18 protein-coding genes are annotated in these 22,803 nt (G+C 42.7%); 5 read left to right on the top strand and 13 right to left on the bottom strand.

Annotation, left to right across the window (positions count from 1 at the left end):
* Positions 1-622 precede the first annotated feature (622 nt).
* From acnB to ACSUPM_RS05025, 3 genes are all read left to right on the top strand, one after another.
* Entirely contained in the window at positions 623-3,226 is a 2,604-nt protein-coding gene (gene acnB / locus ACSUPM_RS05015) for a bifunctional aconitate hydratase 2/2-methylisocitrate dehydratase (RefSeq protein WP_173240158.1), read from the top strand.
* A 174-nt stretch (positions 3,227-3,400) separates the two neighbouring features.
* Positions 3,401-4,219 carry a hypothetical protein gene (locus ACSUPM_RS05020; protein ID WP_201539935.1) on the top strand — a complete coding sequence of 273 codons (819 nt, stop codon included), beginning with the start codon at positions 3,401-3,403 and terminating at the stop codon, positions 4,217-4,219.
* A gap of 398 nt (positions 4,220-4,617) precedes the next feature.
* On the top strand, positions 4,618-5,061 hold the full coding sequence (locus tag ACSUPM_RS05025) for a PACE efflux transporter (protein ID WP_201566615.1): 444 nt from the start codon (positions 4,618-4,620) through the stop codon (positions 5,059-5,061).
* A 124-nt stretch (positions 5,062-5,185) separates the two neighbouring features.
* Here ACSUPM_RS05025 and ACSUPM_RS05030 read toward each other — a convergent pair whose 3' ends face one another.
* On the bottom strand, positions 5,186-5,983 hold the full coding sequence (locus ACSUPM_RS05030; RefSeq protein ID WP_201566613.1) for an enoyl-CoA hydratase/isomerase family protein: 798 nt from the start codon (positions 5,981-5,983) through the stop codon (positions 5,186-5,188).
* A gap of 352 nt (positions 5,984-6,335) precedes the next feature.
* On the opposite strand from ACSUPM_RS05030, the gene ACSUPM_RS05035 reads away from it, so the two are divergent.
* A complete protein-coding gene (locus ACSUPM_RS05035; protein ID WP_101211511.1) occupies positions 6,336-7,151 on the top strand; it encodes an alpha/beta fold hydrolase in 816 nt (271 codons plus the stop codon).
* A gap of 366 nt (positions 7,152-7,517) precedes the next feature.
* Here ACSUPM_RS05035 and ACSUPM_RS05040 read toward each other — a convergent pair whose 3' ends face one another.
* From ACSUPM_RS05040 to ACSUPM_RS05070, 7 genes are all read right to left on the bottom strand, one after another.
* On the bottom strand, positions 7,518-8,618 hold the full coding sequence (locus tag ACSUPM_RS05040) for an HpcH/HpaI aldolase/citrate lyase family protein (RefSeq protein ID WP_025650984.1): 1,101 nt from the start codon (positions 8,616-8,618) through the stop codon (positions 7,518-7,520).
* Positions 8,619-8,702: 84 nt separating this feature from the next.
* Entirely contained in the window at positions 8,703-9,902 is a 1,200-nt protein-coding gene (locus ACSUPM_RS05045; protein WP_350588106.1) for a cysteine protease StiP domain-containing protein, read from the bottom strand.
* Positions 9,903-9,980: 78 nt separating this feature from the next.
* On the bottom strand, positions 9,981-10,799 hold the full coding sequence (locus ACSUPM_RS05050) for an HAD hydrolase family protein (RefSeq protein ID WP_201566609.1): 819 nt from the start codon (positions 10,797-10,799) through the stop codon (positions 9,981-9,983).
* A gap of 53 nt (positions 10,800-10,852) precedes the next feature.
* Positions 10,853-12,103 carry a phosphoribosyltransferase domain-containing protein gene (locus ACSUPM_RS05055; RefSeq protein WP_436880315.1) on the bottom strand — a complete coding sequence of 417 codons (1,251 nt, stop codon included), beginning with the start codon at positions 12,101-12,103 and terminating at the stop codon, positions 10,853-10,855.
* A 43-nt stretch (positions 12,104-12,146) separates the two neighbouring features.
* Positions 12,147-13,511: an NYN domain-containing protein gene (locus ACSUPM_RS05060; RefSeq protein WP_101210983.1), complete on the bottom strand. Its 1,365-nt coding sequence runs from the start codon at positions 13,509-13,511 to the stop codon at positions 12,147-12,149.
* 81 nt (positions 13,512-13,592) lie between these two features.
* Positions 13,593-14,825 carry a S1 family peptidase gene (locus ACSUPM_RS05065; RefSeq protein ID WP_101210982.1) on the bottom strand — a complete coding sequence of 411 codons (1,233 nt, stop codon included), beginning with the start codon at positions 14,823-14,825 and terminating at the stop codon, positions 13,593-13,595.
* Between the two features lie 63 nt (positions 14,826-14,888).
* Positions 14,889-16,040, bottom strand: coding sequence for an ATP-grasp domain-containing protein (locus ACSUPM_RS05070; RefSeq protein WP_201566603.1), 1,152 nt, complete (start codon positions 16,038-16,040; stop codon positions 14,889-14,891).
* A gap of 436 nt (positions 16,041-16,476) precedes the next feature.
* Between ACSUPM_RS05070 and ACSUPM_RS05075 the strand changes: the two genes are divergently transcribed.
* Positions 16,477-17,751 carry a TerD family protein gene (locus ACSUPM_RS05075; protein WP_201566601.1) on the top strand — a complete coding sequence of 425 codons (1,275 nt, stop codon included), beginning with the start codon at positions 16,477-16,479 and terminating at the stop codon, positions 17,749-17,751.
* A gap of 128 nt (positions 17,752-17,879) precedes the next feature.
* Here ACSUPM_RS05075 and ACSUPM_RS05080 read toward each other — a convergent pair whose 3' ends face one another.
* The 5 genes from ACSUPM_RS05080 to ACSUPM_RS05100 form a co-directional block, all read right to left on the bottom strand.
* Entirely contained in the window at positions 17,880-18,488 is a 609-nt protein-coding gene (locus tag ACSUPM_RS05080; protein ID WP_025650992.1) for a TerD family protein, read from the bottom strand.
* A gap of 189 nt (positions 18,489-18,677) precedes the next feature.
* Positions 18,678-19,430 (bottom strand): TIGR00266 family protein, encoded by a 753-nt coding sequence (locus ACSUPM_RS05085; protein WP_025650993.1) that lies wholly within the window; start codon positions 19,428-19,430, stop codon positions 18,678-18,680.
* A gap of 196 nt (positions 19,431-19,626) precedes the next feature.
* Positions 19,627-20,202: a TerD family protein gene (locus ACSUPM_RS05090; protein ID WP_025650995.1), complete on the bottom strand. Its 576-nt coding sequence runs from the start codon at positions 20,200-20,202 to the stop codon at positions 19,627-19,629.
* A 369-nt stretch (positions 20,203-20,571) separates the two neighbouring features.
* Complete coding sequence (locus ACSUPM_RS05095) at positions 20,572-21,639, bottom strand: DUF475 domain-containing protein (protein ID WP_101210979.1); 1,068 nt, start codon at positions 21,637-21,639, stop codon at positions 20,572-20,574.
* A 299-nt stretch (positions 21,640-21,938) separates the two neighbouring features.
* Complete coding sequence (locus ACSUPM_RS05100) at positions 21,939-22,514, bottom strand: TerD family protein (RefSeq protein WP_025650997.1); 576 nt, start codon at positions 22,512-22,514, stop codon at positions 21,939-21,941.
* Between the last annotated feature and the right edge of the window lie 289 nt (positions 22,515-22,803).

Here is a 22,803-nt window from a genome sequence, read left to right on the forward strand (position 1 = left end):
GGTTTTCTATATTGCTATCGTCCATGTCGTCATCCCTAATATTTATTTAAGGCATGTCCTCAATTCAATTGATAGTCATCTAAATGGGCTAAAAATAGCTAAATTTTGCCAAACAGCGTCAAACAGCTGATTAATATCTCGATATTATCTGCGCTATTTTTCTTGTTTGACTACAATTTATCTTATTTTTATCACCATTCTTAAAATGAGGGCATGCCTTAGTATATGGTTAATAAAAGCTGTTTTTTCAAGCGCTATTTTTTTAATTGATATTTTCTCTAAGCTATCGTAGCAAGATAATATTTTATCAAATAATATCCTGAAAAATGTTTGGTAGTCTCGATGTATTAATTTGATTATGAATCGAGCTATGCTTGACGAGAGTGACAAGCAGCATATTGGTTGCGAAAGGCTGCCCAATCATATTATTGATGGTACTATTTTTATAATAAATGTCCAATATGGCCCTATATTGAGCCTTTTAAAGGCTGAGCCATTAACATTTAGAGCGTTTTAAGCTATGATTGCACGGATAATTATTCCATCTAGTATATAGACGCAGGCTGTCATGCTGACTACCCACGTAATGTGCTAATACCCCCAACTGACGAGGACGACTATTGTGTTAGAAGCTTATCGTAAACATGTCGAAGAACGTGCTGAGCTAGGAACGGTTCCGCTACCACTGAACGAAAAACAAGTAGCAGAGTTGGTTGAAATATTAAAAACCCCACCAGCAGGCGAAGACGCATTCTTAATGAACCTGCTAGAAAACCGTATTCCTGCTGGCGTTGACCAAGCTGCTTACGTTAAAGCTGCATTTTTAGCGGCTATTCTTAAAGGTGAAGCATCATCACCACTTATCAGCAAGCAAAAAGCCGTCGAAATCCTAGGCACTATGCAAGGTGGCTACAACGTGCAGCCATTGGTTGCTGCACTAGATGACGCCGATGTTGCACAAGACGCTGCTGAAGCGTTGAAAAAAACGCTACTGGTATTTGACGCATTCAATGACGTCACTGAAAAAGCTGAAGCTGGTAATGACATTGCAAAAGAAGTCGTGCAGTCTTGGGCGGACGCTGAATGGTTCTTGAACCGTGCTGCCGTACCAGAAAAGACCACTTACACGACGTTTAAAGTGACTGGCGAAACCAACACTGATGACTTGTCACCTGCGCAAGATGCGTGGAGCCGTCCTGATATCCCATTGCATTCATTAGCCATGCACAAAAACTCTCGCGACGGCATCACTGCTGACGAAGAGGGCGTCGTCGGTCCAATGAAGCAGATCGAAGCGCTAAAAGAAAAAGGCCATCCACTGGCTTATGTTGGTGACGTGGTTGGTACGGGTTCTAGCCGTAAGTCTGCGACCAACTCAGTACTGTGGCTCATGGGTGAAGACATTCCTAACGTGCCAAACAAACGTGGTGGCGGTTTAGTATTAGGTAACAACATCGCTCCTATCTTCTTCAATACTATGGAAGATTCTGGCGCATTACCAATCGAAAAAGTAGCGGTTGATAACCTAAACATGGGTGATGTTTTTGACATCTATCCGTACGAAGGCAAAATCACTAAGCATGACTCTGATGAAGTATTGTCAACGTTCAAGCTAAATTCACCAACATTGCTTGATGAAGTCCGTGCTGGTGGCCGTATTCCATTAATCGTTGGTCGTGGTTTGACTAATCGTGCTCGTGAGTACATGGGTCTTGGTCATTCAGACGTATTTGCTAAGCCAGAAGAGCCAGCCGATACGGGTAAAGGCTTTACCCTTGCACAAAAAATGGTTGGTAAAGCTTGTGGCCTGCAAGGCGTACGTCCGGGTATGTACTGTGAGCCGAAGATGACTACAGTTGGTAGTCAGGACACTACGGGTCCGATGACTCGTGATGAGCTAAAAGATTTGGCATGTTTGGGCTTCCAAGCAGATCTAGTTATGCAGTCATTCTGTCATACGGCTGCTTATCCAAAGCCCGTTGACGTTGAGACGCAGCACACACTACCTGACTTCATCATGAACCGTGGCGGCGTCAGCTTACGTCCGGGCGATGGTATCATTCACTCGTGGCTTAACCGTATGCTACTTCCAGATACCGTTGGTACTGGTGGTGACTCGCATACTCGTTTCCCAATGGGTATCTCGTTCCCAGCTGGTTCTGGCCTAGTTGCATTCGCAGCCGCGACTGGTGTGATGCCACTTGATATGCCTGAGTCTGTCCGTGTCCGCTTCGTTGGCGAACGTCAGCCTGGTATCACGCTACGTGACCTAGTCCATGCGATTCCTTATCAAGCGATCAAAGAAGGTCTATTGACCGTTGATAAGAAAGGCAAAATCAACGAATTCAATGGTCGTATTCTTGAAATCGAAGGTCTAGAAGACTTGACCGCTGAGCAAGCGTTTGAGCTATCTGATGCCTCAGCTGAGCGTAGCGCTGCTGGTTGTACCATTACTCTATCTGAAGAGTCAGTGACTGAGTACTTAAACTCAAACATTACCCTTCTTAAGTGGATGATCTCAGAAGGCTATGGCGATGCGCGTACTATCAGTCGCCGTATCGAGCAAATGCAAGAGTGGCTAGCGAACCCAAGCCTTATGCGTGCTGACGAAGATGCAGAATACGCTATCGATATGACCATCGATATGAGCACGATTAAAGAGCCGATTCTTTGCTGCCCGAACGATCCAGACGATGCAAAAACATTGGCTGACGTGGCTGGTGACACCATTGATGAAGTATTCATTGGTTCATGTATGACCAACATTGGCCATTTCCGTGCTGCCGGTAAACTGCTACAAGACGTACCAGCAGGTAGCCTCAAAACTCGTCTATGGATTGCACCACCTACTAAGATGGATGCACGTCAATTGATGGAAGAAGGTTATTACAACATTTATGCTCAAGCGGGCGCTCGTACTGAAATGCCAGGTTGTTCACTATGTATGGGTAACCAAGCACGCATCGCACCGAACTCTACTGCGGTATCAACGTCAACCCGTAACTTCCCGAACCGTCTAGGTCAAGGCGCTAACGTATACCTTGCTTCTGCAGAGCTTGCAGCCGTAGCAGCGGTACTTGGTAAATTGCCAACGAACGACGAATATCAGCAGTATGCTGGTATGCTAAACAGCATGGGTGATGAAGTATATCAGTACATGAACTTTGACCGTATGACTGATTATACTGAAGAAGCTGATAAGATTAACGTTGCTCAATTGACCTAATTTTGGTTTAAAAATTTAGATTATTTAAAACGAACCTCGTGTCTTATGATGCGAGGTTTTTTGTTGAGTGTGATAAATTAACACGTCATTGATTGACGCTTAAATATAATACCCAGTTGTAAACTGTCATTTGTTGGTTAATAATTAACTAAACTAATTTAACAAGGAGTTTTTATGGCGGGTTCTAGTGGTGGTCAAAATCAAGATGAAAAAGTATATGAAATAGTTAATAAATACTATTATGATATTGAGTCTATTACAGTATATTTTAAAAGGTATTGTATATTTTCTAAAAGATTTGAGCATAAAGGAATTGCTTGGCTCATGTTATTTTTGATGCTGTCTATAAGCTACCATGCAATTATGGTAATTGTTATGGAGTCATCGATTTTACAAAGTGTGTTCCCAATTTATATTTATAAGAGTAAAATTTTAGGTTGGATATTTTATCTTGCATCTTTAGCTGTATACGTAGCAGTCTTACTATTTATAAATAGCAGAAAAACAGATATTCTAGAAAGTAAATATGGCAGTAAGGATATCCAAATAATACAAGATAAGTGGTTAAAAAATAATCTTCCTGAGAACATGAATTCTTTTAGTTTAGTAAGTAAAAGCACTGAATGGTTTCAGAGTTATCATAAGGTAAATCATAATGAATTTTTATCTACTGGAAAATTACTCCAAAATTCAAAAATTAACATAATTATGAAAAATTTTTTGGCTGTTATAGGCTTGTCCATATCAGCTAAGTTTTTAGGTGGAGTCGAAGTCTCTGAGATAGCAAGTAAATACCCTAATGAGACAGTACTAATAGCCTTTAATTTATTTATTTTAATTTTATTATGCTTATTTTTATATAGTCTTTTTCAGATTTTTGCTAGAAGGTTCATCTCTGCTATAGATGGCAGAAATAGCAAAAGTTCATATAGATTTAATATTTTTAATAGAATGTTGTTACATCATGTGACTCTAAAAGACTTTAAAGACTAAAAAAATCACTAACGCAGTTAAATACTTAACTAAATTTATTGCTAGCTTTATGAACGATAGAGCTGAAATACTCTTTATGGGGTTTAACTTCTATGCTCAAAGTAAGCTGACACAAATCTTAGGTAAACACCCAAAAAATTACTATCTTATTCAAAACTAATCTATTAGAAAAAGCAGGTGAAGGTATCTTATTAATTAGAAATTGGCAACTTAGCAATTCCGAAATGACTCGGATGTGTTTGACATAAGTACTAACTGATTTTTTAACCTATCTTCTGTATAATATAAGTGCAGGCGGAAACCGTGGCTCTGCACTCAATATATCTTTTTTCTCTCGGGACGGACCGATACTTTGATAGGCACTTTTTTGTTTACACTCAAGTGCTTTGGAGTCTTGGTTGATTACTTTATCCCCACTCAAACGTCGTATTCTCTATGTGACTGTTTTTGAGCTTATCGCTATTATTGCTTCTACTCTTGTATTGATGAAACTCAGCGGTGGTGATGCGGCAGAGTCTTTACCGGTCGCTGTGATGGTGTCATTGGCAGCGGTGATTTGGAACTTTCTCTACAATACAGCTTTTGAAGCGTGGGAACGGCGCAAGCAGGTGACAAAGCGCACGTTATTTATCCGCAGTATTCATGCGATAGGATTTGAAGGTGGCTTGGTGTTGATTTGCCTGCCGCTTTATATGATTTGGTATGAGGTTGGCTTGATCAAAGCTTTTATGATGGAGGCGGCATTACTGCTATTTTTTTTGGTTTATACCTTTATTTTTACCTTGGGTTTTGACAAGATATTTACCTTACCGCATCACTATAAGATAGCCTCTAATTCTTAAGAGTTAAAAGTGTCACTTAAAGATATGTTTAATACGGAATTTTCTTGATATCGTATGACCTAAAAAAAGGCTGCCATTAGGCAGCCTTTTTGATGATAGTGCAAAACAGAGTGTGATCAGGTTATTATTTACCTTGATAAACAGGCTTACGTTTTTCCATAAAAGCGGTGATACCTTCTTTAAAGTCATCGGTAACGGCCATCATGTTTTGTTGTTCAACTTCCATATCAAGCGCTTCATTAAGACCAGAAAAGGCATGGACATTAATCATATGCTTCATTGAAGCAAGCGCTTTACCCGGTAAGTTGCTTAGGCGCGTCGCTAATGCCTGTACAGTGGCATCTAGCTCGTCCGCACTAACGACGTTATTTACTAGATTTAGACGTGCGACATCGTCCGCTTTGAGCTTATCACCAAGCATAACGAGCTCAGTGGTTTTGGCAGCACCAATCAATTGATTGAGTAAATAAATACCACCAGCATCGGGAATCAGACCAATATTAACAAAGGCTTGGACGAATTTTGCATTGTCAGCGGCGATACGGAAATCACAAGTCAGTGCTAGATTCATGCCTGCACCAGCGACTGCACCTTCCAATTTAGCAATAATTGGCTTATGGATATTACGTAGCTTTAAGCTCACTTCCGCGACTTCACGTAGCATAAAATCAAGCTTTGCGACCAATGCCTCAGACTCCATACCGTTCTCTAGCATTTCACCGATATGACCGCCACTAGAGAAATTATGACCGCTGCCTTGCAAGACAATCGCACGTACGTCTGCATCGCTATCTGCTTTATCAAGCGCATCCATAATGGCGTTTTTTAATGGCGTGCTAAAGGCATTCAGCGTTTTTGGATCGTTCATAGTAATGGTGGCAATGTGGTTTTCGCTTTTGTACTCGACGAGAGACGGTGACATCTTGGCTTTCCTTAGTTAAATTAGTTAGGTAATAGGCGATTCAAAATAAAGGCTGAGCAGGTTTTGTAACAAATCATTCACTATTGATTACTATAGCAGCTTGCTATGATTATAAAAGCAAGTTTTGTGGGCGCTTAGGACAAATCGCCAGTGTGGTTTAATCTGTCTCGCTATGTTAATTTCTTAGGATGCACCGATAAAAACGGCTCATTCAGAAATAAGACTGTCAACTGAGTGGCTGGTGAATTATGCTAAAAGATCAGTGGAAGAAGTAAAGCGTTAGAAAGGCAGGGCTAAAAAGAAAAAGCAGTCATATGCTTAATTTTTTAATCGATTATACAAGGAAGTTGTTATGCCAACTATTGAAGTCAATAATGCTAATATCAATTACGAAGACAGCGCACCAAACGATACGCAGAAACCTGTCATGGTCTTTGCTCATGGGCTACTTTGGAATACGAGAATCTATGACAAACAAGTCGAGCACTTTCAGGACCGCTATCGCTGCATCGCTTTTGACTTTCGCGGACAAGGCCAGTCGCAAATTACTAAAGACGGCTACGACATGGACACCTTGGCAGATGATGCTATTGCTCTCCTAGCAGCGCTCGATATAGACAGCTGCCATTATGTCGGACTATCGATGGGCGGCTTCGTTGGACAACGCATCGCTATTAGAAGACCAGAGCTGCTAAAATCCTTGACCCTAATAGACACTTCGGCTGATGCGGAAGACCCTGACAATATTCCCGGCTACAAAAAGCTCATGACGGCTATTCGCTGGTTGGGGATGAAAAGGGTGAGTAAAAAAGTCATGCCTATTATGTTTGGTAGTACTTTTTTAGAAGATAAATCGCGTAAAGCGGATCAAAAAGAATGGTTGGCAATGCTCAATGGTAATCGCAAAGGTGGGGTCGTCAAAGCCACGATGGGAGTCATCGAACGCGACGCTATTTATGATCAAATCGATCGCATCACGACGCCTACTCTAATCATCGTGGGCGATGAGGATGTCGCCACTCCTTATGCCAAAGCTGAGCGTATGCACTTCGCCATCGATGGCTCTAAGCTTGCAATAATCAAAGGCTCTGGACATACTTCGACGGTAGAAGAGCCTGAACAGGTCAATAAAGTGCTGAGTCAATTTTTGACGAGCTGTGTATCATAAGTATGACTAGAGCGTGTCCTCAATTCAATTGATCATATCTAAACGGGCTAAAAATGGCTAAATTTTGCCAAACATCGTTAAATAGCTGGTTAATATCCCGATATTATCTGCGTTATTTTCCTTGTTTGACTGCAATTTATCTCATTTTTATCACCATTTTTAAAATGAGGACACGCCCTAATTAGGGCATGCCCCTATATAGTCATTCCACTATAAAAATATTACTGCGTTGACCTCGCTTGAAGTATCACCTATACATCTACACTCGGTTGCCTTGTACTACTTTTAAATTGAATCGACTATACTAAAAAGACGCCGTTATCATTGCTATGATAACGGCGTCTTTGGTTTTGGTATAAGAGGTGCTTACAATCGTGATGTATAGTCACTATTGCCGTCATCGATAGTGCCAAAGGCATCGGCACGATTGACGATTTCGGTCGCCCATGCGCGATGTGTGGCAGGCTCTAGCATCGTATTATTATATTTAAATACCGCTTTGGCTTCGCTATGTAATATGGCTTGCGCCTCATCTAATGTGCTCATTGGCACGCAGTAGGCTTGCTGAACTAAAGCGATTTGGCTAGGATGAATAACCGTTTTGCCGACTAAGCCCAAACTGACGTCGCGAGTCAGCTCTTGCATAAACAGCGTTGGCTGATCTAAATACTCAAAGACCGGTGCGGTGAGATAAAAGCCGTGCGGCACAAAGCAGCCGAGCAGCTGATAAGCAAGCGTGCCGATAGGGGTATCATAGACGATACTGTTCTTCGGACGGCGCAGACGCAGCGCGGCAAACAGATCATTGCCGCCGATGCGCAGCGCAAAGACTGGCTGGCTAAAAGCTTCTTTAAAACCAATGGCCAGTTCTTGATTGTGATGTGGGTTAAATAATGCTGCGGTCTCAAGCGTCGGCATTAATAAATGATCGATGCTGAGATTCTGGCAGGCCATGCGCCAATTGGATAAGCTATACATATCGACTTTGGGCATGACGAAGCCGTCGATGAGATCGATATGAGCGTAGTCTGCCAGTTGTTGCAGCATCATTGGATTGCGCGGACGTATAAAGACCAAGGGCCGCGTGGGATGCTGGTTTTTTTGCTCTGATTGCTGATTCGATTGCTGATTCGATTGAAAGCCAGATTCTCTTGACGGATCATTGATACTATCGACGTGTATCGCCCAAGTATGAAGCAGGGTTTGCAGCCGTGTCAGCGCCAGCTCGACATCATTGTGGCTAACGGCATCTTCTAAGCAGATGATAATGCTATTAATCGTTGGTAATTTATCGCGCTTGATGACTTGCCAGATATCTTGGCGAGTAGCAGGCATATAAAGGCTTGCACCCAGCTGATACGGATGATGGGTATTGGGCCTAACCATCGCATGACGCTCAGTGATGAGATGCGCATAAGACTGGGTATGGCTATAAATGTTTGATTCGTTATTTGGCATATCTGGCATAATCGGCATCGTAAATAGTGATAAATTGAATGGTCGTAAAGGGTTATAAAAGACAGAACGTATGAATTGATCAGCAATAATAGCTTAGCTGTCTTTGCTACGCTGCTTGATCAGCGTGATGGCTTGATAGGGGAGTATTTTAGCACCTAATACCTTGATATTGATATTTCGTTCGGTACATAAATGGCGCAATAATACGGTATCGGGATGATCAGCAGTGGCCAGTAGAATGCGCTCGGGATCGCGGCGTAATATGGCGCGTGTCGCCTCTGCAATCGTCGGCTTAATGCGGTTACGATTGGTGATATTGTAATCTGCAGCCAGCTTATCTATTAAATCAGCAGTCTGATAGCGCGGCTGCTTAAATGTTGGCAAACGTTGCAAAGGTATCGTTAATGCACGTCGTGCAGTATCGATGTGATCGATAAACGTCAAGCTATGATCTGCCTCTACTAAATTATCATAAAAAACACTGCGATGTAGACCTGATTGCGGCTCAGTATAAAGACTACGTGAAATCAGTCCCGACACCGTGCTATTTAATAAACCTGATGGGATCAACCAGTCTTCTTCACTAGCAGCTAGCCATGCTACGCCCGCTGGATCAGCAAGTGTCAGTAGCGGGATTACGTCTTTTCCTTGATGAAAAATATTGGCAAAATTGGGATGGCTAGGGTCACTAAAGACTTCTAAGCTATGAGCAAGCTCTTGATAGATGGCACCTTTACCTGTCCAGCCATCAACGAATACGATGGGGCTGTCTGGGTAAGCGTCCAATATCATCTGTAAAGCGACTGGATCAAGACCGCGGTCACGAATGATACTAATACCGTAATGCACACTTGGCAAGTTATAGTCGCTATCGGTATCTGACCTTTCATTATCTGACCCTTTCTTATCTGATAAGGCACGCTGTAATAATACGCCAACTGGCAAACCTGCTCGTACTAAGCTGACCAATACTAATGGGTGCTCAGCACTAACCGTTTGCTCGAAAGTATGGTGTAACGTATGCGCTAAATTAGCGATATCAGTCGCGGTTCTCGTTGTGCCTTGCTCTAATGCCTGCGCGTATAATTGCTCATGCATGGCTGACGGCGCTTGCTCTAAAGTCAGCATGTCTGAATAGTGGCGCTGACCACTTTGGATCAGTGCTTCTTTTTGGCTAACCGGCACGTCTGCAACCGCGTCTTTATCAACGATATCGAGTAGCACTGTTACATCGCTGGCAAGGTAACTGCCTGAGCCGTATTTATCGAGTTTTTGAATATTGGGAGTGGTCATAGGAGGTTTTTTACTCGTATAAGCTGCTGTCGTTATTGTAATTATTGATATTTGAGAGTTGTTAAGAGCTGAGAATTACTAAGAACTAAGATTGTCGTGCAGTTGACCATGATTGGGCATACCGTACCAGTCTAGCAGTTGCAGAAACGGCAAATCTGCCAGACTGTCACCGAAGCCAAAACTTGGGCGCTGACTATCTAAATAATGGTCTAATAAAAACTGTACCGCATGATGCTTATGTACCGCATGTGGCAGTATCGCGAGGTTGTTAGCGTTTACATGGACATAAAAATCCTGATCAAAATCACGTATTAATGTAGGTAGCTTTTTGGCTAATTCGACTAACGCTTGATGGTCTTTTTGCGCATGCTTAATAGCCAGATAAATGGTTAGCTCTTCATTAACAGAACCATTATTAAAACTATCAATATGCGGTGTAAATACTAGCTGACTGTTATCGTTTCTACTGTGACCCGCGAATAATTGGCTCAGTTGGTTAAGTTTGTCTTGCAAAGGACTCAACTGTTCATACATACGCTGTTGCCATGCGCTTAACAGCTCGCCATTAGCTGTCAAAATAATTGCACCGTGAGTCAAAACTTGCCAACTGTCAAAAGGCAGCTTTACACGTTTGATTTCGCTACGGTCGCGTGCAGTGACCACTATCAATTCGGTACTAGCAAGCAACCAATTAAAGAACGATGCTTGCCGTTGGCTCATAAAGCTTAATGGTTCGGCTTGTTTGTTTACCGTGGCGCAGACTAAGCTTTCAGATTCAGCGGTAGGTAAATCCCAAGCGTCGATCTTACGCTGTGTTTGAAATAGGGTATCGTCTAAATCCATTAAGGCGTAAGGTTTGATAATGTTGGGGCTAGTCTTAAAGAAAGGGGTGGTCATAAAAGTGTCCGTAATAATAGATTTGAAAATCAGAGTATGATTTAGAAGATAGTTCAAAGTGTAGGACTCACCACCAATACATTATCCAAACCTTTCCACATGTCATCAACGCTATCCGCTGATGTCTCTACACACAAGACAATCACATCCCAATCGCTAGGCTCAACATTATAAGCAAAGTTGGTCATACCAAGCCCATAGTTATCGCTAAAACTTAGCATAGTGGTAATCGCGCCACCAAGGGCAATCGGTGAACGTGTTAACGCACTAAAGTTAACGGTAGCGTTTTGAGTCTTCGCCTCAAGCCATTCCGCCAATAAAAATGGCAACCAAACAAACTCATTACTGCCTAATACCAAAATTCGCTCAGGTAATTGCTTTTTATCAAACGGTGCTTGGTTACTGAAACGCGTAAATGCGGATTGAAACTTCGCTAAATAATTATTAAATCCATCTGTGCTATCTAGCGTTGGGAAGCGTCCCCAATTACCAGTATTGCCTAGTGGTTGACTGCCAGCCTCAGTCGTATCGACCGACGGCATAGTAATCGGCTCAGGGTTGGGCGCATCCGCCCATTGCCACGCACCAGATAATAGGTGATGACGATGAAAGTCAATGTTAGGCAAACGTGCAGATATATTGTCGTCTACGTCAGCTTGAGCTTGGTTCTGATTTAGAGACCAATCAACCAAAGTGGTCAGATGTACTTGCTCTAATTGATCAAGCCCTGCGTTACGAAGGGCGGTAACTACATTGACGCAAGTATTGCCCGTTGATGCTTCGTCATCAACCATAATCAATGTTTTGCTCGCTAGTAGCTGTGCTTGGATAGCTTTATCTGCACTTTGATAAATCAGATGCTGGCTAGCGTGACTGTGATCTTCGCTAAAAGTTGTTAGCAAGGTTTCAGAATTATCGTCGTTATGTTGTGCGTGACGGGTAGAGTTCAGTAGTAAGGCATTGGGATAACGCGTTTGTAGCGCTTGATGCACCCCAGCAGATAACCCAACGGCAGTCTCTGCCATACCGATGACCAAAAGTGCCTCGGGCAAATCGCTCGGCACTAGGCTTGCCAAATCAGTAAAAGCATGTCGCATGGTGTTAGGGGCGACTGGAATATGGCGACCTAAGACTTTTGAGACAAACAAAAATGCGCGTTTAGGATTGATGCGCTGCGCAAAGCCAAGCAAGTCTTCTAATTGATAGTGATTGCTTGTTTTTGTTCCATCTTTTGCAGTGGCTGAATTGGTTTGATAAGTTAAATCAAGAGTGCCGCGTGGTAGGGTGATGCTGCGTTTATACATAGTATTAGATATCATGGTATTAAGTATTGTGTTATTTTTAAGATCAGTCATCGCTTATTTCTATCCCATATTTTTCACAAAGATAACGTAGGTCGCCATCTATATTTTGATGCCTTGGCATAAATTGCCATTGTTTGCCTGCTCGGTTTAATGTAAATAGAATCAAACTTTTGCCTGACTTATCTTTTATGTCAAATTCACCTGAAAATAATAATGCATTCTGTTGCTTGTCAAGGATGCTCAGCTGAATAGGTGTTTGTGGAGGATCAGTCGCTAAGTTCTCAAGCTCACTTGATAAAGCAAAGTTAAGTTGTTCAATATTGGCAGGCTGAAGGTTTAGATCACAACTAAATTCAGATATGGACTTCTCAGATTCAAGTTGTTGATCCAGTTCGACTGCACCATCTTCACTATGGGTCTGTCCGTAAAATATCATGTCTTCATCGCCCCGTACTTTTGCAGTGGCATCTACTCTAAACAATACAGCATTGATAGTAGGTGCCGTTGTTATTTTGACAATAATGGGCGCAGCGGCAAAGAGGTTGGATGCTGATTTAGAAATTTGTTTTTCATGAATGGTATTATTAGTTTGTAAGTCTAACGCTGATTTACTGTTAGTCATCACAGGAGATTGTGTAATTTTTTTACTTTTTAATTTAATTAACATAACCTTATTTTCACGGCGCACATCGTATAGACGTAGTGTCGTAATAAGATCAGAGAATTTTTTATAGCCATATTTATCTAGTTTGATATTTTCATGGTTTTTATGAATTTGGCTAGCAATATAAGATAGGTTTGACCAACCATCTTTAGCATTAGGATTTTCATTGATTAGTTTATTTATTACGCCAATAAGATGATTTTGGGTATGTAATTGCTTAGTCGTCCAACGTTCTGATGCAATGTTTGAAGATGGGGTATCATTCTTATTCGGTGTAGGACTGACTGTAATGGAGTCGTTTTTAGCAGTTAATAAATCCTCTACATAAAAGAATTTATCACAAGCCTGTGAAAACGCGCTAACCGTATTACGCTTTCCAAAGCCAAATACTTTTACATGGTTTTTGCGGATACGTAGCGCTAATGAAGTAAAATCACTATCACTTGAGATCAAACAAAACCCATCGTAATTATCACTGTATAGCAAGTCCATTGCTTCTATAACCATGCCGATATCAGTGGCGTTTTTGCCTTTCACATAAGCGAAATGTTGCATAGGGTCGATGGCGTATTTAAGCAATGCTTCTTGCCAACTCTGGATATGCGCATTGCCCCAGTCGCCATAGATTTTTTTACAAGTGACATGTCCAATATTCTCTATCTCTTGCAGAATATGACCAATATTTTTTGCTGAGGCGTTATCGGCATCAATAAGTACGGCTATACTTTTGAGTTTAGCGGTCATCTATTTTCCTTAACACACTTTGTTAAAGTGGCTATTTTTATATTAACTTGATTTTATATTAACTTGCGTTGCTTAGATATTTTAACCCTGACAGCCGACCAGCCAAAGCGCTCCGCGACTTTGTTTACTAAGCTGCGGGGTAGTCAGTGCAGCAGTTGTAGAGCTAGATGTGGTAGACGAGCTAGCCAAACTAATGCCAGCGCTCGCGAGTAGGGCCGATAATAACTGGAACTTCACCGCATAATTCATGTTTTGCGCATGCTCATGGACGAGGCTAGCAGTCACCATGCCGATGACTTCACCTGTCGGCAAGAGCAGCGGACTGCCACTAGAGCCGGGCTGAATCGGTGCGGTAAATTGCATATAACGAATATCATCACTTAAGCCTGTTAATCCTGAGATACAGCCTTGTGTGACTTGTAGCTGGCTACTGAGTCCTGATAGCGGAAAGCCCAAAGTGGTAATGGTCTCGCCCAAGATATCCGAACACTGCTGCGCTAATGGTAGGTGGCAAGCCAAAGGATCGTTTACTCTGATAATGGCAGAATCGCTACCGATATCACTAAGTACCACTTGCGCCTCACGGTCAGGCTGGCCCTGCTGGCGCACACCAATCATCGCCGCCGACTCAATGACATGATAGCAAGTCAATAGATGATAAGGGTCAATAGCAAAAGCCGTGCCTGTCCATGTTTCACCAGCTTGGACTTGGCGGGGCGGGCGAGAGTCGCTATCTGGGTAACCACGCTGCTGCTGCTGCGCCGCTTGAATGAGTGCATGAGTATCTGGCGGACGAATATCAAGACTGACTTGCACTCGTTGCTCAAGGCTTGTCAGTCCTTGGGTCGAGCTTTCACCAAGAGCGCGACATTTAAACTGCCCATTACGCTTGTAAATCTCAAAAACAATAGCGGCTTTGACATGGCGCTCGCTTGCTATGAAGTCATAGTGAATAGCACCATTGTTTAAAGTTAGGCTTATATTTTTTAATTCGACAGCGGGCAAATTAAGTGTCGGCTCCTGATAAGTATAAGCGATTAGTTGTAAGAAGCTCACCCCTTGCGTGTCAAATAACGTGAGTAAATCCAGCTGCCATTCGCTGGGACTGTCATCATCGTCTAGCTTTGCCCAGTCTTTAGGCTCATGCAAATAGGCGGGGCTACAGACTGCCTTGCGCTGCTCATTTAAAGGTAGCCATAATAGTCCAAGCTGCTGCCCAAACCTAAGCGAATTTGAGGTCGTAAAAGCAACAATACAGCGCTCTTGAGTGATCACCGTGTTTGCGCCTAATACTAATGTGGTCTGTGCTGTCATCACCCGCCCCCTCATTGACTTTATAATGGCTCAGTATATTTTTATTATCCTAAGATATTTTACTTATTCAACGATGTCTTCTTCAATTTTTACACTTACCATTAGCGAGCGCACCTGACAAGGTTTAATTTTTTGAGCAATGTTTTCTAACTGTGGCTTGTCCGTTAAGCCCAGCCAATAGGCAAACCCCAGTTGTGTGAGATCGATCCCGCTATGCGCCGTATAACCGATGCCACCAGAAGGGCGACTGTTAATTTCAAGCACACGGTGCTGACCATCATCATCTGCTTTAGTTTGAACACTGACGATACCATCGCAGCCAAAGACTTTGATTAATGGTATCACCACCTCCATGACGTCCTGCTCGTAACCGACATGCTGGATTTTTCCCGTTTTATGACGAGTAACGGCTGCCAGTACTTCACCATATTCACAGACCACATCGATAGAGTACTCTTGCCCTGATAAATAAGGCATCAATAACATGGGAATAGGGCGCTCACGTATCATTTGGCTGTTTGTGTAAGCATTGACAAACTGCGCTGTATTAATTTTTTTCTCTTCGGTAAAGTATAAATGCTCAAAGCTATCGTACTGCTCGCCATCGTCTTTGGCCAAATCAAGCCGCCAAAAGCCTTGTGCAAAAATACCCGTGACCGGTTTGACACATAAAGGCTGATGACCATGCTCGCTAAGTAGGGCCTCAAGCTCAGCAGTATTGTCAAAGCGCCACGCGTCTGCCACTGGAATATCGTGGCGATGACACTGCTGCATAAAGGCAAATTTGTCATCGATACACTCTAGGGCTGCGACGCTGGTTGCTCCTGTTAATAAGCGAATACCAACAGCATCAAATGCTTCACGCTGTGCTTCATAATCGATACCATTACGACCAGTCAATAATACTTTTACATTGTGTTGCTTGGCTTGCTCCAGTACAAACTGCCAACGCGGTGTGATGGGTTCAGATATGACTTGCTCATCGCTGTCGAGCGCCGTTGCAGACGGCTCAATATATACGCTGTCGGCAAATTCAAAAATCTCGGGTCTGTCATGGCGGTGTGAGGCGATGATATTAAAGGGCGAGTGCGTTTGTGCTTTTAGGGCTTGCAAGCTGGCTAACATATCGCGTTGGCTAGACTGACCTTCGGCCAACCAAGCAGCTGGCGTTATAAGGTTGTCATTGGCAAGGCTATCGTTAGCAAGGTTACTCATAATTCTCTCAGCATTGTTATCAATGTTATAGATAAGGGTTATAGGTATTGGATAACTGGGTGTGATTGTCGCACGTTTCATATCAAGATGGTCAATACTTATCTGTTGCCAAAAAAGCCACGCTGCGCCGCCGTTGATAGCAAAGTCTATTATATAGAAATGCTACGCTCTAGGGCGTGTCCGCATTTAAAAAATGGCGATAAAAATGAGATAAGTTGTAGTCAGACAAGGAAAACAGCGCAGATGATATCGAGATATTAGTCAACTATTTGATATTGTTTGGCAAGATTTAGCCATTTTTAACCCCTTTAGATGACCATCGATTGAATTGAGAGCACGCCTTAGTGTGCTGATTAAAAGTCTGGCATTATCCATGCTACTATATAACGATAGTGAACATAAAAAACGCTAATATAATAAATTTAAAGGACATATGATGAGCCAGAACCAACCTCAAAAACTGATTGCTGGTGCCAATGCGCCACTACCGACTGACAATATCAGCATCCGAATTTTAAGTCAAAACGCCATCGATTGTGCCGCTTATCGTCTGACTACTGATGGTAAAGTGCGCGGTGATGGCGATATGATATTTTATGGGCAGACGCGTAGTGATGACGGCAATGTCAGCTTCCGAGGTCACGAAAGTGATGGGTTTTTCGACATTAATTTAGCAGCGCAACCGGCGAATATTGATAAAATTGCCTTGGCATTTTCTAGTACGCAGACATTGGCGCAAGTTGGCGATGTAGATATCCAAGTATTGCAAGGCAGCCAAGTGCTGATGACTTGTCAGCTTAGTAGTGCTGGGCGTAATGAAAAAGCCATTATTTTAGCAGAATGCTATCGTCGGCAGGGCAGCTGGAAGTTTCGCTTTATTGCCCAAGGTTTTGAAGGTGGCTTAAAGCCTTTGTCCGAACATTTCGGTGTAGAGATTGCCGATGAAGCACCAGCGCAGCCCCCATCTCAAAATAGCAATCAGGCTCAACCTATCAATACTCAACGTCCAATCAATACGCAAAAGGCGGGCAGTGCCACTCAAGCAAGCGCGCCGCCACCGATTCCAGCCAGCCCTTCGATCAACTTGAGCAAAATTACCTTAACCAAAAACCAATCCAGTATCAATCTAAAGAAACGTGATGATTTTGGTAAAATTTCTGTCAACCTAAACTGGAACCAACGTCCAGATATGGATAAGCAAGCACCGAAAAAAGGTTTGTTGGGTGACCTGTTCAAACAGCATAAAGCGGGCGGTATTGACCTTGACGTCGGGGCAATGATTCATCTAAAAAACGGCGAAAAAACTTTGATTCAAGCCTTGGGCAATCGCTTTGGTAGTTTGCAGTCAGCACCTTACGTCTGTCTGCGTGCTGATGATAGGACAGGACAAGTGAGTGGCGGGGAGTGGCTCGATATCAATGGTCAGCAGTGGTCGCAAATTGAGGAAGTATTTATCTTTGCTTTCATCTACGAAGGTGCGCCGAATTGGGCAAAAACGGATGGGGTAGTGACCATTCATGTGCCCGATCAGTCGCCGATTGAGACGCGTTTAACAGAAGGCACAGGCAACTTGCCAATGTGTGCCATTGCGCGTTTGGTCAACCAACAAGGCAGTATCAATGTTGAACGTATCAATCAATACTTTAAAGGCCATCAAGAAATGGATAAAGCCTTTAATTGGGGCTTTAGCTGGAAACGTGGTAGTAAGTAAGTGCTTGAATAGCATCCATTAATACAAAAAATCAGCCCGTCTATTATTAATAATAGACGGGCTGATTGCTTTTAAGTGTTAACGTTTTAAAGCGTTACAAGTAAAAACTGTTTAGACTTTATAGGCCTTTAAGCATGTGGCGTAATAGCAGGCATCAAATCATGGAAAGTACGACCTGAGGCAGTTTCGCCAATGGCATGCATTTTCCATTCATTGTTATGACGATAGACTTTTGCCATCACCATCGCTGTATGACTGCCTTGCGCTGATAGGTTATAGCGTGCGACCTCTTGGTTATTATTGGCGTTCACGATACGGCAAAAAGCGTTTTCTACTGTTTCAAACGTTTGACCAGTGAAGCTATTGACGGTAAATACCAGCGAGACGACATCAGCAGGGATTCTTGAAAGATCGACGTTGATAACTTCGTCATCGCCATCACCGTCGCCAGTACGGTTATCGCCAGTGTGGACGATACTGCCATCTTTTGATTTAAGCTGGTTGAACCAAATGGCATCGACTGCTTGTTTATTGGCATCAAACATGATGCACGAAGCGTCTAAATCGATAGAATCGCCGCCGCTGCCACCTCCAAACAACTTGCCTAAGAAGCCCCCTTTTTTCTCTTGCGGTCCTTGTGCTACGTCCCAACCTAAACCCAATTTTACTTGAGTCAGATCGCCACCGGCTTCTTTGCTTAGGGATATCTTTTGTCCCTTTTGTAAACTAACTGCCATGATAAAATCCTTATATCACTCTCAAAAAATACGGTTAGTGGTGTCAAACTTGCTTAGTCTACAAAGCGTAGTACTTGCACTTGTTTTACTTGCTACTCGAATTTTCGTAAATGATATGATAATAATTGTGAGTGGAATACTGCAACGTTCAGTGATATTTTCAGTTGTTCATTTTGGTTAAAAATCGAGCTATAAAATATTATCTAAAAAGCCGCCACCGCCACCACGACCTCCGGAGCTACTGCCCAAGATGCTTTGTAGCCAGCCTTGATAGCTGTCACGATTGCGCGAACAGATAATGACTTTACCAGTGCCAGAGAAGTTCAACACCATACCTTCGCCACTGGTGACCGAGTTAATGATGCTGCTCATGATACCTTTCTTCTTGCTGGTTGAGACCGACAGCTTGTACTCAAGATTTGAGTCCCAGCAGACCACATGACCATTATCGATGATGACGTCTTTGTCTGGGGTGACATCAATCTCAAACAACGAGCCAAAGCCAGATACCACGACCTGACCTTGACCTTGCGTCTGCATAACCATAAAGCCACCAGTATCACCAAACACCGCGCCGCCGAGGTTACGCTGAATATTGGCTCTGATATCGACACCCGTTTGTGCAGCGACGAAAGCGCCATCGCTCAAGGTATATTGCTGAGCGCCGCAATCGATAATTTGCATATCACCATCGAGCGTCGGTGCTAGCAAACAATCGCCTTCACCGCCCGTCGCCTCAATCTGCTGCTGAAACAGTGATTCGTCATTAGCAAAGCGGCGCATCAATGACTGCATAAGGCCACCTTGCAGCTTACCTTTTAGCTCAAGGTTAGATTCCATCATGACCATGGCATTGGCTTCACAATAGATCGAGTCACCCTTTTTGAGGTTGCAATGTAAAAAAGGCTCAATGGTACCGATTAAGCTAAATGTTGCGGCCATGGGTGCAAATCCTTATTCTAATGCTTTGACATATACTTTGAAATTCGATAGATATTCTTTTGATACGTTGTTTTTCAATTTTAGAGGAGCTATTAAATTTAAAGCCATCAAATGCTTTAAAAAGGCACACTTGATAGCTTATATAGCGGGCAATCAGCTAGCTGACTGCCGCTGTTAACGATCTAAACGATTTAAATTAGACGTTTACGCCATAAGAGGCAGCTAATGGTCCAAGACCACCGCTGAAGCCTTGACCAACGGCGCGGAATTTCCAATCGCCGCTATGACGATACAATTCGCCAAAGATCATTGCTGTTTCAGTGCTACCGTCTTCTGATAGGTCATAACGAGCAATTTCAGTATCGCCATTGTCGTTTACGACACGGATATAAGCTTCGCCTACTTGACCGAAGTTTTGGTTACGGCTTTGACCTTCATAAATGATGGCGCAAATAGCGACTTTGCTGACGTCAGCTGGGATGCTAGCAAGGTTGATTTTGATTTTTTCATCATCGCCATCACCTTCACCAGTGCGGTTATCGCCAGTATGCTCGACCGCGCCATTGTCTGACTTTAGATTGTTAAAAAAGATAAAATCTTGATCGTTACGTACTTTGCCGGCTTCATTGACCAAAAAGCCAATCGCGTCTAAGTCAAACTCTTGACCGTCAGTGGCGCGTGGATCCCAGCCAAGACCGACCGTAATATTGGTTAAACCAGGCGCTTCTTTTGATAAGTTTACGTTGCCGCCTTTCGTTAAGCTAATAGCCATATAGATATCCTTTAGATTAATAATTAAGTGGATTGGGTTTTCGAACGAATGAATTAAAAATTATGCAGTTATGGTAGTGTTGGTATAAAAGTTAAATGAATATACCTGTATGCCACGTCCTGCATATCATTACGTTTTACTATACTAAGCGAGTGCTCACTAAGCAAGGTCTATTTTGTGCGCTTACTAGATGGTTACTAAGGGACATATCAGTGCTGTAACTCTGATACTTTTTAACAAACTGAGCAACAGTAGTTAAGATATTGTTATCACAAAGTATTTATAAACGAAAACAGGTTATACCAACTTTTTGGTATAACCTGTCATTAAAACAATATGATGCTTACTACGCTTCAAACTTGCAGTTTATCAGCTAATCGATTTTGCTTCTTGCTTGCGATAATTGAGTGAGGCCACGAACGCCCAACCAATAAAGGCAATACCAATCAGACCAGTGATAATTTCTGGCACATGGAATTTCACTGACAATAGCATGATAATCGCTAAAGCACCGATAGCATAATGCGCGCCATGCTCAAGGTAAACAAACTCATCAAGCGTGCCTTTATCGACTAAGAATATCGTCATCGAACGCACAAACATCGCACCGATTGCTAGACCAAGCATAATAACGATAACGTCATTGGTAATCGCAAATGCGCCAATCACGCCATCGAAACTGAATGAAGCATCAAGAACTTCTAGATATAAGAAGCCGATAATACCGCCTTTCATAATCGCGCTGGTCGCCGCAGCGCCCGAGCCATTTTCTTCATTTTCTAAATCTGCTTCAAGGTCACCTTCAAGCATACCCGAAACCACTTGTACGCCAAGGTATACCAAGATACCCCATACGCCTGCAATCAATACCGCTGCTGACTGCTCAGGGTTAGCAAATGATACCGCAATCATCAACACGATAAGCGCCACAAACACACTCATGGCATCGACTTTACCCAGTTTTGCCAAACGGCTCTCAAGCCAATCAAACCAATGTACTTCTTTATCGTCAAAGATAAAGTTCAAGAACACCAGTAATAAGAAGATACCACCAAATGCTGAGATTTCAGCATGATGCGCCAATAATCTGGCTGAATATTCTTTAGGATCGTTTAACGCTAGGTCGACCACTTGCATAATACCCAAGTCAGCAGTAACCGCAACGATAACGATAGGGAATACCAAGCGCATACCAAATACAGCAACTAAAATACCAACCGTTAAAAATATCTTTTTCCAAAACTCATCCCAGCCTTTGAGGACTGAGGCGTTGACCACCGCATTATCAAATGATAATGAAATCTCCATGACGGCCAAAATAGCAGTAATAGATAGGGTGGTTATCAAGCCGCCCATACCACCATGTGAATATCCCCACCACGCCGCGACCGCTAAGGCAATGGCCGTGAAGATAAAGTCTAAATAAAAATGTCTCATGACACATCCTGTCTGGTTGCGTAAAGCTAAGGTCGGTCTATTATAGACTCAAACCACAAAAAAAGTGGCTATTGCTAACCACTTCTTAGTGCATAATTTTAAACGAAACATAAAGCATTATTGGTCGTTTGGCTATCAATAATTGTGGCTATTTTGCAACTAAAAGTACGTTGTAAAGTTACTCGATAATTCGCCCATAAAATTATTTTGTATAACTGGCTAATAAAGCTGCTTTAAACGCTGGTTTTAGTCTTGCTAATCATCCCAACCATGATGACGATACCAACCTAAATACGGCTTTAGATATCAACGCCGTATTGCTGACACATGGCTTGCAAGCCACCAGAGTAGCCTTGACCAACGGCGCGGAATTTCCACTCACCGTTATGGCGATAGACTTCACCAAATACCATCGCGGTCTCAACAGAGTAATCTTCTGCCAAATCAAAACGTACCACTTCGGTGCCGGTTTCTTCATTAACGACGCGAATAAAAGCGTTGGCTACTTGACCAAAGTTTTGACTGCGAGCCGCTGCATCATGGATAGTGACAGTGACGACGATTTTGTCGACATCAGCAGGTACTTGGGTGAGGTTTACTTTGACGACTTCATCATCACCGTCGCCTTCGCCCGTACGGTTATCACCAGTATGCTCAACCGCGCCATTGTCAGATTTGAGTTGGTTGTAAAAGATAAAGTCATGATCGCCGCGCACTTTGCCTGCGGTGCTAAGCAAAAATACACTGGCATCAAGATCAAACTCAGCACCAGAGGTTGCGCGCTCATCCCAACCAAGACCAATAAGCAACTTGGTTAAATTTGGGTCAGTTTTCGTTAGCGATAAGTTACCGCCTTTATTAAGTGATAAAGCCATGGGGCTGTCCTTGTTATTAGAGTAAATTAAAGTTATTAGAGTAAATTAAACGTTTTTTTTGAAAGTTTGATATTAGGGTTTGTTGAACATTCAAATGTGGTACTGGCAGTGGCTATTTTTTAGACAATACGCAGTGAAATTTTTGACGCCTAGTCATTCTAGGTTAGACAATTTCGCCATGTGTTGGCAAAAAATAGCCCTGCCCTGAAAGGCTGATACTGAAATCACCCCAAACGTTGTTGTAAACCTAGCTAAGGTCTCGACATTATCGTCGGTTTACGCCTGATTT

It is taken from the genome of Psychrobacter okhotskensis (assembly GCF_965638355.1).
Classification (GTDB): domain Bacteria; phylum Pseudomonadota; class Gammaproteobacteria; order Pseudomonadales; family Moraxellaceae; genus Psychrobacter; species Psychrobacter okhotskensis.

Bases quoted from the DNA above. Each gene is read 5' to 3' on its own strand.
- ACSUPM_RS05020 (WP_201539935.1), top strand. From the start codon at position 3,401: ATGGCGGGTTCTAGTGGTGGTCAAAATCAAGATGAAAAAGTATATGAA.
- ACSUPM_RS05030 (WP_201566613.1), bottom strand. From the start codon at position 5,983: ATGTCACCGTCTCTCGTCGAGTACAAAAGCGAAAACCACATTGCCACC.
- ACSUPM_RS05035 (WP_101211511.1), top strand. From the start codon at position 6,336: ATGCCAACTATTGAAGTCAATAATGCTAATATCAATTACGAAGACAGC.
- ACSUPM_RS05040 (WP_025650984.1), bottom strand. From the start codon at position 8,618: ATGCCAGATATGCCAAATAACGAATCAAACATTTATAGCCATACCCAG.
- ACSUPM_RS05045 (WP_350588106.1), bottom strand. From the start codon at position 9,902: ATGACCACTCCCAATATTCAAAAACTCGATAAATACGGCTCAGGCAGT.
- ACSUPM_RS05050 (WP_201566609.1), bottom strand. From the start codon at position 10,799: ATGACCACCCCTTTCTTTAAGACTAGCCCCAACATTATCAAACCTTAC.
- ACSUPM_RS05055 (WP_436880315.1), bottom strand. From the start codon at position 12,103: ATGTATAAACGCAGCATCACCCTACCACGCGGCACTCTTGATTTAACT.
- ACSUPM_RS05060 (WP_101210983.1), bottom strand. From the start codon at position 13,511: ATGACCGCTAAACTCAAAAGTATAGCCGTACTTATTGATGCCGATAAC.
- ACSUPM_RS05065 (WP_101210982.1), bottom strand. From the start codon at position 14,825: ATGACAGCACAGACCACATTAGTATTAGGCGCAAACACGGTGATCACT.
- ACSUPM_RS05070 (WP_201566603.1), bottom strand. From the start codon at position 16,040: ATGAGTAACCTTGCTAACGATAGCCTTGCCAATGACAACCTTATAACG.
- ACSUPM_RS05075 (WP_201566601.1), top strand. From the start codon at position 16,477: ATGAGCCAGAACCAACCTCAAAAACTGATTGCTGGTGCCAATGCGCCA.
- ACSUPM_RS05080 (WP_025650992.1), bottom strand. From the start codon at position 18,488: ATGGCAGTTAGTTTACAAAAGGGACAAAAGATATCCCTAAGCAAAGAA.
- ACSUPM_RS05085 (WP_025650993.1), bottom strand. From the start codon at position 19,430: ATGGCCGCAACATTTAGCTTAATCGGTACCATTGAGCCTTTTTTACAT.
- ACSUPM_RS05090 (WP_025650995.1), bottom strand. From the start codon at position 20,202: ATGGCTATTAGCTTAACGAAAGGCGGCAACGTAAACTTATCAAAAGAA.
- ACSUPM_RS05095 (WP_101210979.1), bottom strand. From the start codon at position 21,639: ATGAGACATTTTTATTTAGACTTTATCTTCACGGCCATTGCCTTAGCG.
- ACSUPM_RS05100 (WP_025650997.1), bottom strand. From the start codon at position 22,514: ATGGCTTTATCACTTAATAAAGGCGGTAACTTATCGCTAACGAAAACT.